This window comes from Flavobacterium sp. RSB2_4_14 (assembly GCF_051547085.1).
Taxonomy (GTDB): domain Bacteria; phylum Bacteroidota; class Bacteroidia; order Flavobacteriales; family Flavobacteriaceae; genus Flavobacterium.
On record NZ_JBPTTL010000005.1, the window covers coordinates 1 to 20,158 of the forward strand.

Sequence of the window (20,158 nt, forward strand, 5' to 3'; positions counted from 1 at the left end):
TTTTGCAGCTACAAGAAGTTGGCGATTTCGGAGACGAAAACTGTCTGCAACCACCGAACTTGATACGAAGTACAAAGCTTCATTTAACCACTGAACCGCCAATTTCTTGTAGGTGCTGTTATAGCCCGTTTTTTTATTCCTTTTCAAATTTCCAAGTCATATTTAGAAATTCATAAATAGCTACACATGAATATTCAAATGGCGTATTTGTGTTTTCCTTACTCATTGTTTTTATCTCTTTTCCGAATTTCGAAATCAAGAGTTCGTTTATTTGATTTCTTTTTTTTTCTGTCAATTTTGAAAATTGTTCATTATCACTTGCCTTTTTAGGTCTGTCCTTAACTGTTGTCATACAAATACCTATAGAAACATCTCGTAAAAAACCTGATATATACTTATTCTTTTCAACTAATGACTTACATTCTTGTTGTAATTCTTGCTGCTTAAAGTCTGATTTTACAAGCTTTCCTAAAAGCTGATAATTATTGTTCAATATGTCCGTTAGCATTTTTGTTAAATCAGTTGTGACTTCAGCAATTAACTTGTTGTCAGAGGTTTTATATTTGGAATATGCTGATAAGGATTTTTCGATTGCAAGCGAATAATTGTCAATGTATTTAAGAGCGGTGTCTTTCTGTTCTATATTCAGTAATTTGTTTTCAAATTCACGTACTGTCCTATCCATATCATAGAACTCTTTAATATGAGTTTGGATGAAATCTTGCTCATTTGATGCATTAGCGTTTCCGAAAAACAGAACTGATAAAATGAATGTCAAAAATGTCTTCATGTCTTGTTTATTAATTTGTGTTTAGTGCTATTTCAGCACGTTTCTTAATTCTTTTCTTGTCCCAAGCGATAACTTGAACACCTGTCGAATAGTGCTTTCTGTCTGGCATGTTGTTCAGTAATTTCTTAAACCTAGGATATTCAATCTCAATTTCTTCAATGTCAACTTTATATGTTGGCCATTCAATGTGGTGGATTTCATATTCATTAATTGAAGTTTTAGTGTCTTGAAATAAAGCATATCTTTCAGTTAACCACTTGTCAAGGTCAGTCTTTTCTTCAAGTTCTATTCCTGTTTTGTACTTAATAAAAAACCTATCATTAAAGTGTCCGTTCTCTGAGTGATATAAAGTTTTCTGCCTTTTGATTTTTGAATACCTGTATGGTAATTCTGAAAGTGTCTTGGCAATCTTACAAGAAATTTGAGTACCTCCTTCAATGCTTAAAAAGTAAACTCCTGCTTTATTGTCTTTCTTTACATAAGTTCGGATGTTAATCTCGTCAAAGTCGGAAATGGGTGAAAAAGAAGGCAAAATTCTCGGTCTAATTTTCTCCATTGTAAATGCAACTAATGAAACCCAAGGTTTTCCGTCAAAGAGGTCAATTTCTATATCTGTCGGAACTAAGGTTTGTAATTCTTGAAAGTCAACTTGCCAATGAAGAAATACAGCATTATTCCATTCTTGGTAATACTTCCATTTTTCTGCCGGCATTTTCCAAGGTCTATGTTCTGTAATGTTCAATATTTCTTGAGTGGTCATCTGTCTTTTTAAAATGGGCTATAACTATCTTATACTCGCATGTTTTGAACACATATACATCCAATTTGGCGAGATAGGCGCATGTTTTTTGTTTTTTTATTGCGCTTATTTTTTGGTCTAAAAAAGTAAGCCTAACAAAAATATATTTTTTTTCTTATAAATCAAATGGATTTTTAATCTTTTTCAATGAAGTACTACTCACATGCGTATAAATCATTGTTGTCTTTGGACTACTATGACCTAGCAAATCCTGTATAAACCTCAAATCAGTTCCACTCTCTAGCAAGTGCGTTGCAAAACTATGCCTCAGGGTGTGCAAACTAATATGTTTTACTATACCAGCTTTCTGGGCAGCTTCTTGCAAAACTACTTGCGCACTTCGGCTACTATACTGTCCACCATATTGACCTTCAAACAAATACTCCTTTGGTTTATAAACACTATAATACTCTCGCATCATCACCAATACCTTTTCAGACAATAGCGTATAACGATCTTTATTCCCTTTTGCATTTTTTATATGAATCAACATGCGGATACTATCAATATCTTGCGGTTTCATCGCTAGAGCTTCACTAATCCGTAAACCCGAAGAATAAATCAAAGCCAAGAGTGTTTTATGTTTTAAATTTTCAGTAACATCAATAATTTTAAATACCTCCTCCTTGCTCAAAACATTGGGCAAAACCTTCTCCCGTTTTGGTCTATGTATCTTGTCAACCTCAATCTTAGTATCTCTACACGTTTTAAAATAAAGTTTGATGGCGTTAACAATCTGATTTTGATAGGAGGAAGACAATCCGTTTTTTAAGATATACTCATTGTTATATATAATAACATCCTCGTTCGTTATTTCGGCTATAGCTTTACTATTATAAAAAACAAAAAACGATTTCAAAGCTTCGCTATAAGTAACAATAGTACTCTCACTATAGCGCCTAGAACGCAACCATTGTTTGAATTTTTCAATTTGAATAATTCCTTCATCACTAGGCAAAGTGTCAGCAACCAATGCTAATTTAAACCGAATTCTGTTCTCATCAATATCCGGCACATGCCAAACCCTTAGTTGCTGGCTCCATCTAGAACCCTCAATTTGTTTTATACGCGCAATCAAATCCGCATTTTTTTCAAAAAACACCCCAATCCGCTTTTCACCTCTGTGTTGTATAACCTTAGCTTCCCATTTCATATCCTAAAAAAAAATAAATATAAAAAAAAATACCCACTTCACAATGTATAAATCCGTTCTAATCTGTGCAATCCGTGGCAAAAATAAACCACAAACAAGAAACCCCAAACCACAAACAATAAACAATAAACCACAAACAATAAACAATAAACAATAAACCCCAAACAATAAACCACAAACAATAAACCCCCAAAAAAAAAAGCACCCACATCACTGCAGGCGCTTTCCCAATAAACCATGTTAAACAACCTTAAACAACTTTAAACAACCTTAAACAACTTTAAACAACCTTAAACAACCTTAAACAACTTTAAACAACCTTAAACAACTCACAATTCCCTAAGCCACCTTCCCAACAGCATCAACACGCTTCAACACAACATCAAAATCCAATCGCAAAGTAGGAGTAATAGCCAGTCTAACATTCACCGTCTCATAACCAGCCCTAGCAAAACTAACAACAAAAACACCCTGCGGCAAATTTTGAAACTGATAATAACCCCTACCAGTACTCGTAGTACTAAAACCCTTCAAATCAGCAATAGTAACCACCACCTTTTCAAGAGCAGCACCATTATCATCAGTTATAAAACCGCGCAACGCAATAACCCTGCCACCAGTAACAATCACCTTTCTACTATTAAAATAATCACTATAAAATTGCGGCTCGCTAAACTCAAGCATCTTAACCAAAGTATCCATTTTAAAAAGCAAAATAGTAATTTCAGCAAACGTCTTTTTAATCTGCTCAGTAATAAGCTTTTTATTCACAACACTAGCCCTAGGCAATGGCAAATACTCATTATACGCATCAATCGAAGCTTTTAACGCTCTCAAATTATCAGTAGTAACACCATAAGTGCCCAAAACCGACAACAACTTTTCAGCCCTATCAAAAATACTCATACACTCATCAGCAACATCGCTATCACGCATCTTTTCAAACTGATAACGCTTATAATCCATTTCATTCCAAAGCACCATGTCATCCTCTGCCAGCGCATAGGCCTTCACTCGCGCAGCCATGTTCAATCCCAGGTCAATCATAACCTCTCGATAATTAATCTTAGTAACCAAAAATCCCTTCCGATTCAACCGCTGTCCCTGCTTTAAATCCCTCAGAATAGTAACCTTTTCAGAAACCTCCGTGGCCAAAATAGTAAAATCTGGCATCTGCTCAGTAATCGATGCCGGTACAGTAACCAATAAATTGCATAACACAATTTCCATAGACAATTCGTCCTCTTGTTTTGAAGTCATAATAAAAATTTTTTTACATTAATAAAATACCCTCTAACGCTTTGATAGAGTTGGGTTTACAAATCTAAAAAACAATTTTTCAAAAAAACAAGTAAAATTTTAGCTACTAATACGATTTACGAAATATTTATTTTTTAATAAAAAAAATAATAAAATAATAAAAAATTAACAAAAAAATTAAAAATAATAAAATCAAGAATGTAGTTCGTCGATGTTCACTGAATCACTTTTTTTATAAAACTATTCCTAAAACAATTTTTTTCAAAAAATCAAAACCAAAAAATCGCCAAAAAAATCCAAAAAATCAAAATCAAATTAAAATTGAGTTGTCACCCTGAGCTTGTCGAAGGGCAAAAACTTATAAAAAAAACAAAAAAAAACATCTATTTTTAGCAAAATAAAGTAAGAAATATTCCCAAAAACACCCCAAAAAACACCTCAAAAATGCAACTTTTAAACAAAATCAAAAAAATAAAGTAAGAAATATTCCCAAATTAGCCCTCATTCCTATCATGAAAATCCAAAATTCCCACTTGGAAATGGCATCTCTCAACTTGGAAATGGCATCTTTCAGTTTGGAAATGACATCTTTCAGTTTGGAAATGGCATCTTTCAGTTTGGAAATGACATCTTTCAGTTTGGAAATGACATCTTTCAGTTTGGAAATGGCAAACGTCAAGTTGGAAATGGCAATCTCCAAGTTGGAAATGGCAAACGTTTCAAAATAAACACTAACCATTTCTTCAATAACACCATACTATCATCCCGTCAGTTCGAGTGATTTTATTTCGTCCCAACACTTTGGGAACGGAATAAAATTGTATCGAGAACCTACAAGAAAACAACCACTCACGTCACTTCGAGTGATTTTCAAAAGGATAAACGCTAGTTTTTCCTTTTAAAAATAATATCGAGAAGCAATAAGAAAAACAACCACTCACGTCACTTCGAGTGATTTTCAAAAGGATAAACGCTAGTTTTTCCTTTTAAAAATAATATCGAGAAGCAATAAGAAAACAACCACTCACGTCACTTCGTTTGATTTTCAAAAGGATAAACGCTAGTTTTTCCTTTTAAAAATAATATCGAGAAGCAATAAGAAAAACAACCACTCACGTCACTTCGAGTGATTTTTAAAAGGATAAACGCTAGTTTTTCCTTTTAAAAATAATATCGAGAAGCAATAAGAAAAACAACCACTCACGTCACTTCGAGTGATTTTTAAAAGGGAAAACGCTAGTTTTTCCTTTTAAAAATAATATCGAGAAGCTCAAAACAAAACTCCACTCCATCACCCCAAAAAAAATCCCATCTAATCTGTGCATCCGTGGCAAATAAAATCCCATCTAATCTGTGCAATCCGTGGCAAAAAAAAACTTCAAATCTGTGCATCCGTGGCAAAAAAAAACATTTAAAACAACCCGAAACCCAAAACCTTTAATTCAAGAATACGCAACAAAACCCCACTAAAATTAAATACTCCATAATTATTAACTAAAAAAAATAACAAATACATTTTTATATAATTGCTAATTAAGTATATTTATGCAAAATTTATATATATGGAAATTTTAGCCTGTCCCAAATGCCAAAATGATGCAATAGTAAAAAGCGGTGTCATCAAAGACAGACAGCGGTTTTTATGCAAAAAATGCAATTACTATTTCACCGTCAACAAACTCGGTAAAAAGATAGACAGTTACTATGTCACCAAGGCCTTGCAGCTCTATCTCGAAGGCTTAAGTTTTCGTGAAATAGAACGTATTATCGGGGTTTCCCATGTAACGGTAAGCAACTGGGTAAAGGAATTTAAAATCACAAAACCCAATCACACCGATTACCATCCTACCTACAAGATATACAACCATCCAGAGTTAGTAGAATTCCTAAAAAACAAAGAAACACTAAAAGGAGCAGGCATGATTATCACCGAACTAGGCGATAAATTCATGCTCATCAAATGGGAGCGTTTTAAAGATTAGCTATAGTAGTTTACATATATATATATCATAATTTTTTTCATTCACAATTTGTTAGAATTTGGTCGAACAAAAAGTAACCAAACCAACAAATTAAATTATGAAAAAAGTTGTATTACTAGTGTTTTCCGTTTTTCCATTTTTGGGTAGCGCACAAACAACACCTACACCGGCACCAGTTCCCGCAGAAAAAGAATGGGACGTAAGCATTTACGGTTTCATCAGAACCGATTACATCTGGGACACGCGTCGTTCCGCACAAGTCCGCGAATACAATCTAAATCTATACCCTCTAGACGTTATGCTCGATGCCAACGGAAATGACATCAACGATACCGGTGCATCAAATTTTCTTTCAGTAGTATCACGATTAGGAGTAAAAGCCAAAGGTCCTGATGTTTGGGGAGCAAAAACCTATGGAACTCTAGAAGGTGATTTCTTCGGAAACACAGAACAAACCATAGGACTTTTTAGATTACGCCATGCCTACGTAAATTTAGAATGGAAAAAAACAGCGCTAACATTGGGACAAACTTGGTATCCTACCTTTATCCCCGAAGTATTTCCTGGCGTAGCTAATTTCAGTACAGGAATTATGTTTAATCCTTTTGGTTGGGTATCACAAGTCAAAGTAAAACATAATTTTACCAAAGAATGGTCTTTTGCGTTCACTGCCTACAAAGAAAGAGAGTTCACCACAGCAACCGCCACAGGAGGAACCCAAAACTCAGCATCATTCAACTCACCATTACCTACTTTGAACGGTCACATCCAATTCAAAAACAAAAACTGGATTGGAGGTTTACAAGCTGAATACAAATCATTACAACCCTTAACCGTAAGCAATAACATCGCCACCTCCGAAAAAGTAAATACAACCAGCTTTATGGGATATATCAAGTACAACAACGATAAGTTTTTCGTAAAAGCTTATGGAATTACAGGTAAAAACTTGTACAACTTTGTAATGTTAGGTGGTTTCGCGGGTTACACTACAACCGGTCAACCCGAAACCTATGAAGGAATTAAAACAACTGCCATGTGGTTTGAAGTAGCTAGTAACGGTAAAAAAATAGCACCAGGGTTATTTTTCGGGTACACTAAAAATGGAGGAGTAGATAAAGACAATCCTACCACCTTATACGGAAGAGGTTTTGTGGGCACCAGAGGCGTTGATGACGTAATGAGAATAGCCGGAAGAGTAGACTTCAAACAGAACAAATTCAGAATAACCCCTGAATTAGAATACACAGGAGCCACGTGGGGCGATGTAAAACCTGATGCTACCTATGATGGAAATAACGAGAATGTGGCCAATTATAGAATCATGGTCTCTTGTGCCTACAGTTTTTAATAAACCAATTAAACTATAAAATATGACAAAAAAATCAACAAAAGGTATTTGGAAAGTAATTTCCGCTTCCTCAATGGGAACAATGATTGAATGGTACGACTTTTACATCTTCGGTAGTTTGGCCGTAGTATTGTCAACTAAATTTTTCCCTACAGACAATCCAACAGCAGCGTTCTTATCAACGCTAGCAACATTTGCAGCTGGTTTCGTAGTGCGTCCATTTGGAGCTTTATTCTTCGGACGATTGGGTGACCTAATCGGAAGAAAGTACACATTCATGGTGACTTTGATGTTAATGGGTGGAGCAACATTCGTAATAGGATGTATTCCTAGTTATGAAACCATAGGGTTTATGGCGCCAGTTTTAGTTTTAGTATTACGACTTTTACAAGGTTTAGCACTCGGAGGTGAATATGGTGGAGCAGCAACCTATGTGGCAGAGCACGCACCAAAAGGGCAAAAGGGATATTGGACCTCATGGATTCAAACTACAGCAACTGCCGGTTTGTTCATCTCCTTGATGGTAATTCTGATTACTAAAAATGTAATGTCCAAAGAAGCTTTTGACGAATGGGGTTGGAGAGTACCTTTTTGGGTATCCATCCTAATGGTTTTTGTTTCCTATATGATTCGTAAAAACATGGATGAGTCTCCGGTCTTTGCCAAAGCGAAAGCAGAAGGAAAAACAGCAACCAATCCTTTAAAAGAGAGTTTTGGTAATAAGTACAACTTAAAGTTTGTTTTGTTAGCGTTGTTTGGAGCCACTATGGGACAAGGAGTAGTGTGGTACACAGGACAATTCTATGCCATGAATTTCCTAAAAACAGTACAAAGCATTGACTCCTCACAAGTTGATATGCTTTTGGGAGTTGCTTTAATTTTAGGAACACCATTCTTCGTGGTCTTTGGTTGGTTGAGTGACAAATGGGGAAGAAAATCTATTATGATGACCGGAATGTTATTGGCAATATTTCTGTACCGACCAATTTATAGATCGATGTATGAAACCACCGATTTGACTTTGAAAACAGAAATTGCGGCTCAAACTAAAGTAGTACCATCAAGTAAAGAAGTCGATGCTACCAAGTTAGATTCAATTTACACTACAACCAAAGCCTTTACGGATGGTACAACAGTAGAGGAAATAAAAACCAAACATTTTGAAGCTGGAAAGCTAATGGTAGATGAAAAAGGCAAAGATAAAATTGAAACCAAAGTCACCAAAATGATTAACAACTCAGATAGATTGTGGTTGATTTTCATGGTCTTTATTCAGGTAATTTTTGTTACGATGGTTTATGGTCCAATAGCAGCATTCTTAGTAGAAATGTTCCCTGTTAAGATAAGATATACTTCCATGTCCTTGCCATATCACGTTGGAAATGGTATATTTGGGGGATTGCTTCCGGCTATTTCAACCTATTTTGTTACCAATGCCAAAGAAGCTGGCGATGTAGAGTTTTATCTGGAAGGATTATGGTATCCAATAGGCATTGCTGCCGTTTGTTTTGTCATAGGAATGATATATATAGATAGAAAAATTAATACACTTCACGACTAAAATTGTAAACTATGAACACATTAAAAAAATATTTAGGAATTGTATGGATTGCATTAGCAATTGTAGTTGCCTATCTTTCAATTGGTATTTTTGGATACAAATTGACCACAGGAAAACAGGATGATTTGGTTTTTGGAATAATAGTTTTCTTTATTCTTTTGCCGATGATTGTAACAGGTTTAACCATCTTTGGATGGTATGCCATAACAGATGAGTATGAAGATTAATGTTTATTAATTGGTTAGCCTAGAGCTCTTAATTCGTTAAGAGCTTTTGGTTTTATAATTTTAAATGTATATGAAACAAAGACACCAACAAAAATTAGTATTTATTTCAATGGTATTGCTACTTGGATTTAACATTCCAATACTGCTCTTGTTTGATAGTGCCAATAGTTTCTTGGGGTTTCCAGTCATTTACATTTATATTTTCTCGGCATGGTTATTTTCGGTTTTATTATCTTTTATCATCATAAAACGCTACCATGAATAGTATAGTTTTATTAGTCATACTAGCACTTTATTTGGGAATCCTTTTTGGTATTGCGCATTGGGCAGAGAAAAAAGGAAATTCAAAGTGGACTAATAATACTTATGTTTATTCGCTTTCCTTGGCAGTATATTGTACGGCTTGGACGTATTATGGTAGTATTGGAGTAGCAGCCAATTCAGGATTGAGTTACTTAGCCATTTATATTGGACCCATAATTATTGCTCCAGCCTGGATTATCATACTCAAGAAAATCATTCGCATTTCTAGAGTGAATAAAATATCCAGCATCGCCGATTTTATTTCTTTGCGTTATGGCAATAGTAGATTTTTGGGTGCGGTGGTAACCATTGTTTGTTTGTGTGGTATTTTGCCCTACATCGCTTTACAATTAAAATCCATTTCAGAAACGTTTCACTTAGTGACTAATACCCAATCTAGTTCCTATGTTTTTGATGACAGCACCACTTATGTCGCTTTTGCCTTGGCGATTTTCTCGTCTATTTATGGTACACGTTATGTAGATGCTTCCGAAAAAAGAAAAGGAATTGTTACCGCAGTTGCCTTGGAAAGTATTTTGAAGTTAGTGTTTTTTATCATCGTTGGGGTGTATGTTACCTTCTTTGTTTTTGATGGTTTTGACGATATTTACGCCAAAGCTTCCTTGCTGGAAAACTTTCAACAAAAGAATACCATCGGCGGATTACCACAAGCCATCAACTGGTTTTTCCTATGCTTTCTTTCCATGTTTGCTATTTTCTTATTACCACGACAATTTCAAGTATCGGTAATCGAAAACAATAGAGAAAACCATGTCAATACTGCTATTTGGTTGTTTCCATTGTACTTGTTGTTGTTCAACATTTTTGTATATCCAATAGCTTGGGGAGGCAATATTTTATTTGAAGGGCAAAGTGTTAATTCTGATACGTATTCGTTATTAATTCCGCAGTTTTTTGGAAATAAGACTTTAACCGTAATGGTATTTCTAGGTGGATTTTCGGCAGCCATCTCCATGATAGTGGTTTCGAGTATTGGACTTTCCACTATGGTGAGTAACAACTTGATTATTCCCTATGGATTGTTAGGAAGATTGAAACACAACGAGCAATCTACCATCAACAAAAAGATTGTCAACATCCGTAAGATTGGGATTTTCTCATTGATTATTATTGCCTATTTCATCTACCGTTATTTTGCGTTAGATTATAGTTTATTTTCTATTGGATTAATCGCTTTTGTAATCATTGCACAATTGGCACCTTCGTTTTTTGGTGCATTATTCTGGAGAAGAGGTTCACAAACTGGCGCTGTGACGGGATTGATAGTAGGTTTTTTAATTTGTCTTTACACCTTGTTAATTCCCTATGCATTTGGAATTACTTCAGCCGATACTACCTTTATATCGGATGGTTTGTTTGGTATCAAATTATTGAAACCGTTACAACTTTTCGGCTTGGATTATTTGCAACCTGTGCCGCATGCTTTGTTTTGGAGTTTACTTTTCAATTTGATGATTTACATTGCCGTTTCAGTGAGTTTCAAAGGCAATTATCGGGAACGAAACTATGCTGAAATGTTTTTGGATATCAACAGATACATCACCATGCACGAAAATGCCTTTGTATGGAAAGGAACCGCTTATAGATTGGATATTGAAAAAGTGCTGATTAAATTCTTGGGAGAAGATAGAACCAAGCGTGCCATGAATATTTTTAATCTAAAATATAATGTAGACAAAGACGAAAAACTTGCCGATGCTCGATTAATTAAATTTTCCGAAAACTTATTGACAGGTCATATCGGTACAGCTTCCGCCAAAATCTTAATTTCTAGTGTAGTCAAAGAAGAAAAAATTTCATTGCCAGAAGTTTTAAAAATTTTAGAAGAGTCAAAAGAGAATATCATCATCAATAAAAAGTTGACAGAAACTTCCAACGAGCTCAAAGAAATTTCAGCCAAATTGCATGATGCCAATGTATCTTTGATGAGAAAAGACAAACAAAAAGACGAATTTCTAGATACTGTAACTCACGAATTAAGAACACCAATTACCGCTATTCGGGCTTCGAGTGAAATATTGTATGACGATGATGAAATTCCAGAGGAATTAAGAAAACAGTTTTTACAAAACATTATTTCGGAGTCGGATAGATTGAACCGTTTGATTGATAAAATACTCGATTTAGAGAAATTTGAAACCGGAAAACAAAAAGTGCATTTGGCAACACATAGCATTATCGAAACCATTGAAAATGCGATTGAACCATTACAACAGTTGATCAACAACAAGAATATTCATGTGCATGTAGAAGGCAACAGTTATTTAAAAGTAGATTATGATGAAGACAGAATAGTACAAGTCATAACCAATTTGATTTCGAATGCCATTAAGTTTTGTCCTGATCACAACGGATTAATTACCGTAGCCGTTTATGACAAATTCGATTATGTGCAAGTAGAAGTAAGTGACAACGGAAAAGGAATTGCTCCTAACGATTTTGATACTATCTTTGATAAGTTTTATCAATCCACCAATCAGAATTTCAAAAAACCTATTGGTAGCGGATTAGGATTGGCCATTTGCAAACAGATTATTGAACACCACAAAGGAAAAATTTGGGCAACCAATAACGCCACTGGTGGTGCTTGTTTACATTTTACATTACCCAAAAAACAACAAGAATGAAGAAGATTTTAATTGTAGACGACGAACCCAATATTGTCATGACACTCGAGTACACTTTCAAGAAGAACAACTTCGAAGTGTTTATTGCTCGCGATGGTCAGGAAGCGCTCGATATTTTAAAAACGCAATTTCCCGATATTATCATTTTGGATATCATGATGCCATTGGTAGATGGTTTTGAAACGATGGAGCAAATAAAAAAGAATGAAAAACTGAAGCACTGCAAAGTCATTTTCCTCACGGCTAAAAATAAAGAAAGCGATATTGAAAAAGGATTAGCATTGGGTGCTGATGCCTATTTAACCAAACCCTTTTCTATTAAAAAAGTAGTCGAACAAGTAAACGAATTACTAGAAATTTAAGAAGCAACAAACTCCTTTACCGACCCATTTTTGTCCTTTCATTTCGAATAAGGATTCCATAACTACATTTATAACTCAACAAAACGAAACAAATGACTTATCAAGAATTATACAACCAAAGCATCCAAAATCCAGAAAAGTTTTGGACTGAACAAGCTAATGAAATTGATTGGTTTACAAAACCACAACAGAAATTATCAACAGATGAAACAGGTTATCCATTGTGGTATAAAGACGGTTCGCTCAATGCTTGTTATTTAGCATTAGACAAACACATCAATGACGGTTATGGCGACCAAATTGCTATCATTTACGACTCGCCAGTAACCCAAACGGTAAAGAAATACACCTACAACGAAGTCAAATCGGAAGTGGCACGATTGGCTGGTGGTTTGGTTTCTTTAGGATTGAAAAAAGGGCACACGGCCATTATTTATATGCCAATGATTCCACAAGCCACGTTTGCCATGTTAGCGTGTGCTCGAATTGGCGTAACACATTCGGTAGTTTTTGGAGGTTTCGCGCCACATGAATTAGCCATCCGAATTGACGATTGCAAACCGAGAGTAATCCTAACCGCTTCTTCAGGAATTGAAATTGACCGATTGATTGCTTACAAACCTCTGGTAGATGAAGCGATAGCATTGGCAGAACACAAACCAAAGAAAGTGGTGGTATTCAATAGAAAGCTAGGAGCTAGAATTCCATTCAAAAAATACGATGTCGATTATGACGCTTTAGTGTATGGTTCCGAAGAAGCCGATTGTGTTCCTGTGGAAACTACCCATCCGTTGTATGTTTTATACACTTCGGGAACGACAGGAAAACCCAAAGGCATTGTTCGAGATACTGGCGGATATGTAGTTGCTTTGAAGTTTTCGATGCAAAAGATTTATGGCGTTCAACCGGGAGAAGTATTTTGGGCTGCTTCTGATGTGGGTTGGGTTGTAGGTCATAGTTTTATCGTTTATGGGCCATTATTCAATAGAAATACTACTATCGTTTTTGAAGGCAAACCCATTAGAACTCCCGATGCTAGTACTTTTTGGAGAGTGATTGAAGAGCATAAAGTGAGCGTTATGTTTACGGCACCAACCGCTATTCGCGCCATCAAAAAAGAAGATCCAAACGGCGAATTTATCAAGCAATACGACTTATCCAATTTGCGAACACAGTTTTTAGCAGGTGAACGTTGCGATGTGGCTACTTTGGAATGGTATCGCGAACACGTTCCCATTCCAGCAATCGACCATTGGTGGCAAACAGAATCGGGTTGGCCAATGGTTTGTAACATGATGGGCGTAGAATATTTACCAATCAAACCGGGTTCTTCGGGCAAATCAGTTTCAGGCTATAACATTAAAATACTTGGCGAAAACGGACAAGAATTGGGACCAAATGAAGAAGGTTACGTGGTTATCAAATTACCCTTACCGCCGGGAACATTATTGGATATTTGGAATGATAATCATCGGTTTCAAGCGGGTTATTTGAATAAGTTTCCAGGTTATTACTTTTCAGGCGATGGTGGTTTTAAAGACGAAGACGATTATATTTTCATAACGGGAAGAGTAGATGATGTAATTAATGTGGCAGGACATCGTTTGTCCACAGCCGAAATGGAAGAAATTGTGGCTTCGCATAAATCGGTTGCTGAATGTGCCGTAATTGGGATTAATGATGAATTGAAAGGACAAATTCCATTAGCATTAGTAGTTACCAAACATGGGGAAGAAATAGAACATTTCCAATTACAATATGAAATTGTACAATTAGTGAGAGAACAAATTGGAGCCGTGGCTTCCTTAAGAGATGTTGTGATAGTAGAACGATTGCCCAAAACACGCTCAGGAAAAATATTGCGCAAACTATTACGCAGCATAGCCGATGGTGAGCAATTTCAAATACCTTCAACTATTGATGATGAAGCCATAATTGATGAGATCCGAGAAGTATTGACATTGGGGAAGATAGGTATTTTCAAGTAATAATTTTAAAAAAACCAAATATGTAAATACTTGGTTTTTTTTATCTACTTTTGTAGAGTGAATGTTCACTAACATATTTAATTATGATTGATACTACATCCAAAAGGCAACAAGAAATAATAGAATCTGCAGGGAAACTTTTGATGGGCAAAGGGATAAAGGGATTGACAACGAAGAATTTAGCACAAGAAATGAATTTTTCTGAAAGTGCTTTGTACCGACATTTCAATAACAAAGAAGATATAGTCATTTTATTATTGGATTATTTGGCAAACAATATGAAAGAGCGATTGGAAAAAATTGCTGTAAAAAATAGTACATCCGAAGAAAAATTGTTGCAACTATTTGAAAGCCAATTTCAATTCTTTAGTCAAAACCCTCATTTTGTGGTTGCTATTTTATCGGAAGGATTATTTGATGAATCTGAAAAGATAAACAACTCTATTCTAAAAATTATCAATTATAAAATGCAACTGATAGCAACTATAATAGAGACTGGAAAACAAAATAATGAATTTACAAATGAAATTTCAACACAAGATATTGTTCATATCATTATTGGAAGTTTCCGCATGATGATGTTAAAATGGAAGTTCTCCAAATTTGAAATCAATTTGAAATCTGAGGGAAATAAAATTATGAATACCACTATAAAACTAATGACAACATGAAAAAAACACTAGCCATAATCAGCATTCTATTTCTTTTTTCTTGTAGCGATGGGAAAGAAATCCAACCCATAAATCAAGATATTAAAGAATTGGTTTTTGCTTCTGGACAATTGGAATGGGATGATTCTTATAATTTAACGGCTCAAACAGATGGTGTCATTCAAAACGCAAATTTTGAAGTAGGAGATAGCATTTCCAAGGGAAAAGTTATTGCAACTATTGATAACGAGATTAATAAAATTAATGCTGAAACATCGCAAGAACAATTGGTGATTTCTAATCAAAATATCTCTTCAAGTGCTCCAGCCTTATTGCAATTAGAACAAAATATTCAGTTTGCTGAAAGTAAATATCTTCAAGATAAAAAACAAGCAGAACGATATGAACGATTAAATCAACAAAGTATTGGCTCGAAAGTGGAATATGAAAATGCACAGTTGAGTGCAAAAAATTCGTTATCAAATTTGAATTCTTTAAAAAGACAATATGCCCTCATTTTGCAACAAGCCAAACAGCAACAAATTGCAACGAAAGGATTATTGAAAAATAATCAGGTGATACAAGATTATAATTTAATAAAAGTTACAGAATCTGGAACCATCATCAAAAAACTCAAAACAAATGGTGATTATGTTCGGAAAGGCGAAATCATTGCAACAATTGCCAATCAAACAAAGGTTGAAGCGGTATTAAATGTCGATGAAAATAGTATTGGAAAAGTAAAATTGGGTCAAACGGTTTTTGTGAAATTAAATACCAATAAAGACATTATTTATAATGGTAAAATAACCGAAATACTAGCTGCATTTGATACACAAACACAGTCATTCATTTGCAAAGTAACATTTGATAAACTTGTAATAAACTCACTTTTTGGAACGCAATTAGAAGCGAATATCCTTGTTGGCGAGAAGAAAAATGCTTTATTAATTCCGAGAAGTTATTTGGGTTTTGGCAACAAAGTAAATGTAAAAGGCAAAGACGAATATGTAATTATAAAAACTGGAATTATATCAACTGAATATGTTGAAGTTTTGGAAGGAATTAATAAAAACGATATTCTTTTACCCTTAAAGTTGTAAAAATGAACATCAATTCGGTTATAGCAAAAACCTATATATTTTCTAACAAAAAACTCACAGCCGTTGCGGTTTTGGGTGTGCTGTTGGGTATGTCGGTTTATATTTTTATGAATAGTTTGTTGGTTGGTTTTGATAAAAGTTCCAATACATCAATTTTCAGAAATACTTCACATATTAGAGTGTATAAAGACGATCAAATTAGCAAAGTTTTGATAAAAGATGCTAATGAGAATTACATTATTGTCAACCCAAAAGTAGTTTCCAATAACAACACAATTATCAACCCACAAATGATAATTGAAACTATTTTAAAACAAAAAGAAGTAACCGTTGTAACTCCACAAGTTAATACGAGTGTTTTTTATAACAATGGAAAATCACAAATATCTGGGCTTTCAGTTGGAATAAAACCCGATGAAGCTAATTTGATGTATAACATAAAATCATTCATGGTTGAAGGTAACTTCGATTTATTAAAGTCAGATCCAAACGGAATTGTGATTGGTAGTGGTATTTCCGAAAAAATGAATTTAGAAATAAGTGATAATTTAAATCTAACTTCATCCAAAGGAGTAAACCGAACTTTTAAAGTAGTAGGCATTTTTAAAACCAATAATTCGATTACAGATAAAACTAAGTCATACATCAATCTGGCGGCATCACAACAATTATTGAAAGAAGGAAACTCGTATATAACCGACATCAATGTAAATGTTATCGACCCGGAAATAGCTGAAAAAGTTGCTGCAAAACTAACGCAATTAACAGGCTATAAGGCAGAAGGATGGAAAGAAGCAAATGCAACCATCATGGCAACCAACAAAATGCGAAAAATGATTATCACATTCGTTTCAATAACTATTTTACTAGTAGCAGGTTTCGGAATTTATAACATTTTAAACATGACAGTTTCTCAAAAAATAAATGATATTGCCATTTTAAAAGCGATGGGTTTTAAAGGAAAAGATGTAATCCGAATATTTGTGACACAAGCCATTTCTATTGGAATTATGGGTGTTGTTGGCGGTGTAATTATAGCTGCAATTTTAATTATGTTTCTCAAAAAAGTATATCTCGGTGGCGATATTGGCTATTTTCCAATTGATTATGAACCCCAAAAGTTTATTCAAGGCGTTCTAATAGGATTAGTAATTACTTTTTTTGCTGGATATATTCCGGCAAAGAAAGCAGCCAATGTTGATCCTGTAGAAATATTAAGAAAATAAAAATGAACATTCTAGAAACAAAAAATATTAACAAATTTTTTCATGACCCAACTGAATTTCAGGTGCTGAAAAACATTTCTTTCGATGTAAAAAAAGGTGAATTTCTTTCGATGGTTGGAAAATCGGGTAGTGGAAAATCAACACTTTTATACATTTTGTCTACCATGGATACCGATTACAATGGGAAATTATATATTGATAACCAACTCACAACAGGTTTGTCAACCGACCAATTGGCCGAACTTAGAAACGAAAAAATCGGATTTGTGTTTCAGTTTCATTATTTATTACCTGAATTTTCATGTTTGAGAAACGTTATGATTCCAGCTTTGAAATTAGGTAAATTATCAGAAAATGAAATCGAGCAAAAAGCGTATCAAAAACTTGAAATATTGGGATTACAAGACCAAGCTCTCAAACCTGCTAGTAAACTTTCCGGCGGACAACAACAACGTGTAGCCATTGCAAGAGCATTAATTAATGACCCAAAAATAATAATGGGCGATGAACCAACAGGAAATTTAGATAGTAAAAATACTAGTATTGTATTTGATATCTTTCAAGAACTCACCAAAAATTTTGGGCAAACTATCATTGCTGTAACTCACGATGATGATTTTGCGCACAAAAGTGACCGAATTATTGAAATGAAAGATGGAATTATTCTGTCGTAACTCCTTATTAATTATTTCATGTATATTTATTTAGCAAGAAATTTTAATGTGGCGTAAATAGAATAATTATATTTACCATAGTAAAATGATATTAAAATAGATTAACAATGAGTTATTACAAAATAAACAACCTAGAACATTATTTCAAAATGTATAACAAATCTGTCCGAGAACCACGCAAGTTTTGGGATAAGATTGCCGATGAAAATTTTACTTGGTATCAAAAATGGGAAAAAGTTTTTGAGATGAATTTTCAAGAAGCCAAGTTCAAATGGTTTCTCGATGCCAAAGTAAATATTACCAAAAACTGCATCGATAGGCATTTAGCCAGAAGAGGCGAAAAAACCGCCATCATCTTTGAACCTAATAATCCTGATGAATCCGCATTACACATTTCTTATAATGAATTGTATGCCAGAGTTTCAAAAATGGCAAATGTGCTAAGAGAGCAAGGTGTTGAAAAAGGCGATAGAGTGTGTATTTATTTACCCATGATACCCGAATTAGCAGTAGCCGTTTTGGCTTGTGCAAGAATTGGAGCCATCCATTCTGTGGTATTTGCAGGTTTTTCTGCATCAGCAGTGGCAGCTCGAATTAATGATTGCGAATGCAAATGGGTCATTACTTCTGATGGAAGTTTTAGAGGTAATAAATCCATCGACTTAAAAGGAATCATAGACGAAGCTTTAGAAAAAACACCTTGTGTAGAAAAAGTTTTTGTGGTAAAAAGAACCAACACAGCGGTAAACATGAAAGAAGGACGCGACCTTTGGTTGCAACCTTTATTAGACAAAGCCATCCCAAATAACGTTGCCGAAATCATGGATGCCGAAGATCCATTGTTTATTTTGTATACTTCGGGTTCTACTGGAAAACCAAAAGGAATGGTGCATACTACGGCAGGTTATATGGTGTACACCGCTTATACTTTCAAAAACGTTTTCAACTACGAAGAAAATGATATCTTCTGGTGCACTGCCGATATTGGTTGGATAACTGGACATTCCTATATTCTTTACGGTCCATTATTAAACGGCGCAACCACTGTGATATTTGAAGGCGTACCTTCTTATCCTAACCACAGTCGTTTTTGGGAAGTTATCGAAAAACATAAAATAACACAATTCTATACAGCGCCAACTGCTATTCGTGCTTTGGCCAAAGAAAGTTTAGACTACGTGCAAAAATATCCATTGAGTTCGCTACGAGTTATAGGCTCAGTGGGCGAACCTATCAACGAAGAAGCTTGGCACTGGTACAATGACCACGTTGGAGGAAAACGCTGTCCACTTGTGGATACTTGGTGGCAAACCGAAACAGGAGGCATTATGATTTCACCAGTTCCTTTTGTAACACCTACAAAACCAACGTATGCTTCGTTACCATTACCAGGAATACAGCCTGTTTTAATGGATGAATTGCGCAACGAGATAGAAGGCAATCAAGTAACGGGAAGTTTGTGTATCAAGTTTCCGTGGCCATCCATGGCAAGAACCATTTGGGGCGATCACCAACGCTATAAAGAAACCTATTTCACCGCTTTTCCGGGTAAATATTTCACAGGTGATGGCGCTTTGCGCGATGAAGTAGGGTATTACAGAATTACTGGTAGAGTTGATGATGTAATCATTGTTTCCGGACACAATCTTGGAACAGCACCAATTGAAGATGCCATCAACGAGCATCCAGCGGTTGCAGAAAGTGCGATTGTAGGTTTCCCACATGACATCAAAGGGAATGCATTGTATGGTTTTGTTATTTTGAAAGAAATAGGACAAACTCGTGATAAAGACAATTTGGCAAAAGAAATCAACCAATTAGTTTCCGACCAAATTGGTCCAATTGCTAAACTAGACAAAATCCAATTCGTTTCTGGTTTACCTAAAACCCGTTCTGGCAAAATCATGCGCAGAATTTTAAGAAAAATTGCCGAAGGCGATTACTCTAACTTTGGGGATATTTCCACACTATTAAATCCAGAGATAGTGGATGAGATAAAGAATGCAAAAGTCTAATAATATAAAAGTCTCGATTTATCGAGACTTTTTTTTTAAATAAAAAAGAATAATATAGTAGGGTAT

Annotated in this window: 18 protein-coding genes; 13 read left to right on the plus strand and 5 right to left on the minus strand. The window is 34.9% G+C overall.

Annotation, left to right across the window (positions count from 1 at the left end):
• Positions 1–133: 133 nt before the first annotated feature.
• The 5 genes from ACSVH2_RS09955 to ACSVH2_RS09975 all read right to left on the minus strand — a co-directional run bounded on the left by ACSVH2_RS09955 (position 134) and on the right by ACSVH2_RS09975 (position 4,741).
• A complete protein-coding gene (locus tag ACSVH2_RS09955) occupies positions 134–790 on the minus strand; it encodes a hypothetical protein (protein WP_438093028.1) in 657 nt (218 codons plus the stop codon).
• Positions 791–800: 10 nt separating this feature from the next.
• The gene (locus tag ACSVH2_RS09960) at positions 801–1,550 is read right to left on the minus strand and encodes a YqjF family protein (protein ID WP_438093029.1); all 750 of its coding nucleotides are present in this window, start codon (positions 1,548–1,550) and stop codon (positions 801–803) included.
• 154 nt (positions 1,551–1,704) lie between these two features.
• A complete protein-coding gene (gene xerA / locus ACSVH2_RS09965) occupies positions 1,705–2,667 on the minus strand; it encodes a site-specific tyrosine recombinase/integron integrase (protein ID WP_438093030.1) in 963 nt (320 codons plus the stop codon).
• Positions 2,668–3,081: 414 nt separating this feature from the next.
• A complete protein-coding gene (locus ACSVH2_RS09970) occupies positions 3,082–4,002 on the minus strand; it encodes a carboxypeptidase-like regulatory domain-containing protein (protein WP_438093031.1) in 921 nt (306 codons plus the stop codon).
• 463 nt (positions 4,003–4,465) lie between these two features.
• Positions 4,466–4,741: a hypothetical protein gene (locus tag ACSVH2_RS09975; protein WP_438093032.1), complete on the minus strand. Its 276-nt coding sequence runs from the start codon at positions 4,739–4,741 to the stop codon at positions 4,466–4,468.
• Between the two features lie 823 nt (positions 4,742–5,564).
• Here ACSVH2_RS09975 and ACSVH2_RS09980 point away from each other — a divergent pair.
• The 13 genes from ACSVH2_RS09980 (at position 5,565) to acs (ending at position 20,092) form a co-directional block, all read left to right on the plus strand.
• Entirely contained in the window at positions 5,565–5,984 is a 420-nt protein-coding gene (locus ACSVH2_RS09980) for an IS1/IS1595 family N-terminal zinc-binding domain-containing protein (protein ID WP_438093033.1), read from the plus strand.
• Between the two features lie 97 nt (positions 5,985–6,081).
• Positions 6,082–7,335, plus strand: a complete 1,254-nt coding sequence (locus tag ACSVH2_RS09985) for a hypothetical protein (protein WP_438093034.1) — start codon at positions 6,082–6,084, stop codon at positions 7,333–7,335.
• A gap of 22 nt (positions 7,336–7,357) precedes the next feature.
• Complete coding sequence (locus ACSVH2_RS09990) at positions 7,358–8,896, plus strand: MFS transporter (protein ID WP_438093035.1); 1,539 nt, start codon at positions 7,358–7,360, stop codon at positions 8,894–8,896.
• 11 nt (positions 8,897–8,907) lie between these two features.
• Entirely contained in the window at positions 8,908–9,123 is a 216-nt protein-coding gene (locus tag ACSVH2_RS09995) for a DUF6814 family protein (RefSeq protein ID WP_438093036.1), read from the plus strand.
• A gap of 70 nt (positions 9,124–9,193) precedes the next feature.
• A complete protein-coding gene (locus ACSVH2_RS10000) occupies positions 9,194–9,388 on the plus strand; it encodes a hypothetical protein (RefSeq protein WP_438093037.1) in 195 nt (64 codons plus the stop codon).
• Positions 9,381–12,074, plus strand: a complete 2,694-nt coding sequence (locus ACSVH2_RS10005) for an ATP-binding protein (protein WP_438093038.1) — start codon at positions 9,381–9,383, stop codon at positions 12,072–12,074. Before ACSVH2_RS10000 ends, ACSVH2_RS10005 begins: the two co-directional genes overlap by 8 nt.
• A complete protein-coding gene (locus ACSVH2_RS10010) occupies positions 12,071–12,436 on the plus strand; it encodes a response regulator transcription factor (protein WP_438093039.1) in 366 nt (121 codons plus the stop codon). Before ACSVH2_RS10005 ends, ACSVH2_RS10010 begins: the two co-directional genes overlap by 4 nt.
• A gap of 92 nt (positions 12,437–12,528) precedes the next feature.
• Positions 12,529–14,424 (plus strand): acetate--CoA ligase, encoded by a 1,896-nt coding sequence (locus ACSVH2_RS10015; RefSeq protein ID WP_438093040.1) that lies wholly within the window; start codon positions 12,529–12,531, stop codon positions 14,422–14,424.
• A gap of 83 nt (positions 14,425–14,507) precedes the next feature.
• Entirely contained in the window at positions 14,508–15,095 is a 588-nt protein-coding gene (locus ACSVH2_RS10020) for a TetR/AcrR family transcriptional regulator (RefSeq protein WP_438093041.1), read from the plus strand.
• Positions 15,092–16,177, plus strand: a complete 1,086-nt coding sequence (locus ACSVH2_RS10025; protein WP_438093042.1) for an efflux RND transporter periplasmic adaptor subunit — start codon at positions 15,092–15,094, stop codon at positions 16,175–16,177. Before ACSVH2_RS10020 ends, ACSVH2_RS10025 begins: the two co-directional genes overlap by 4 nt.
• 2 nt (positions 16,178–16,179) lie before the next feature.
• Entirely contained in the window at positions 16,180–17,403 is a 1,224-nt protein-coding gene (locus ACSVH2_RS10030) for an ABC transporter permease (protein ID WP_438093043.1), read from the plus strand.
• 2 nt (positions 17,404–17,405) lie between these two features.
• Positions 17,406–18,077 carry an ABC transporter ATP-binding protein gene (locus ACSVH2_RS10035; protein ID WP_438093044.1) on the plus strand — a complete coding sequence of 224 codons (672 nt, stop codon included), beginning with the start codon at positions 17,406–17,408 and terminating at the stop codon, positions 18,075–18,077.
• A 107-nt stretch (positions 18,078–18,184) separates the two neighbouring features.
• Positions 18,185–20,092 carry an acetate--CoA ligase gene (gene acs / locus ACSVH2_RS10040; protein WP_438093045.1) on the plus strand — a complete coding sequence of 636 codons (1,908 nt, stop codon included), beginning with the start codon at positions 18,185–18,187 and terminating at the stop codon, positions 20,090–20,092.
• Positions 20,093–20,158: the final 66 nt, after the last annotated feature.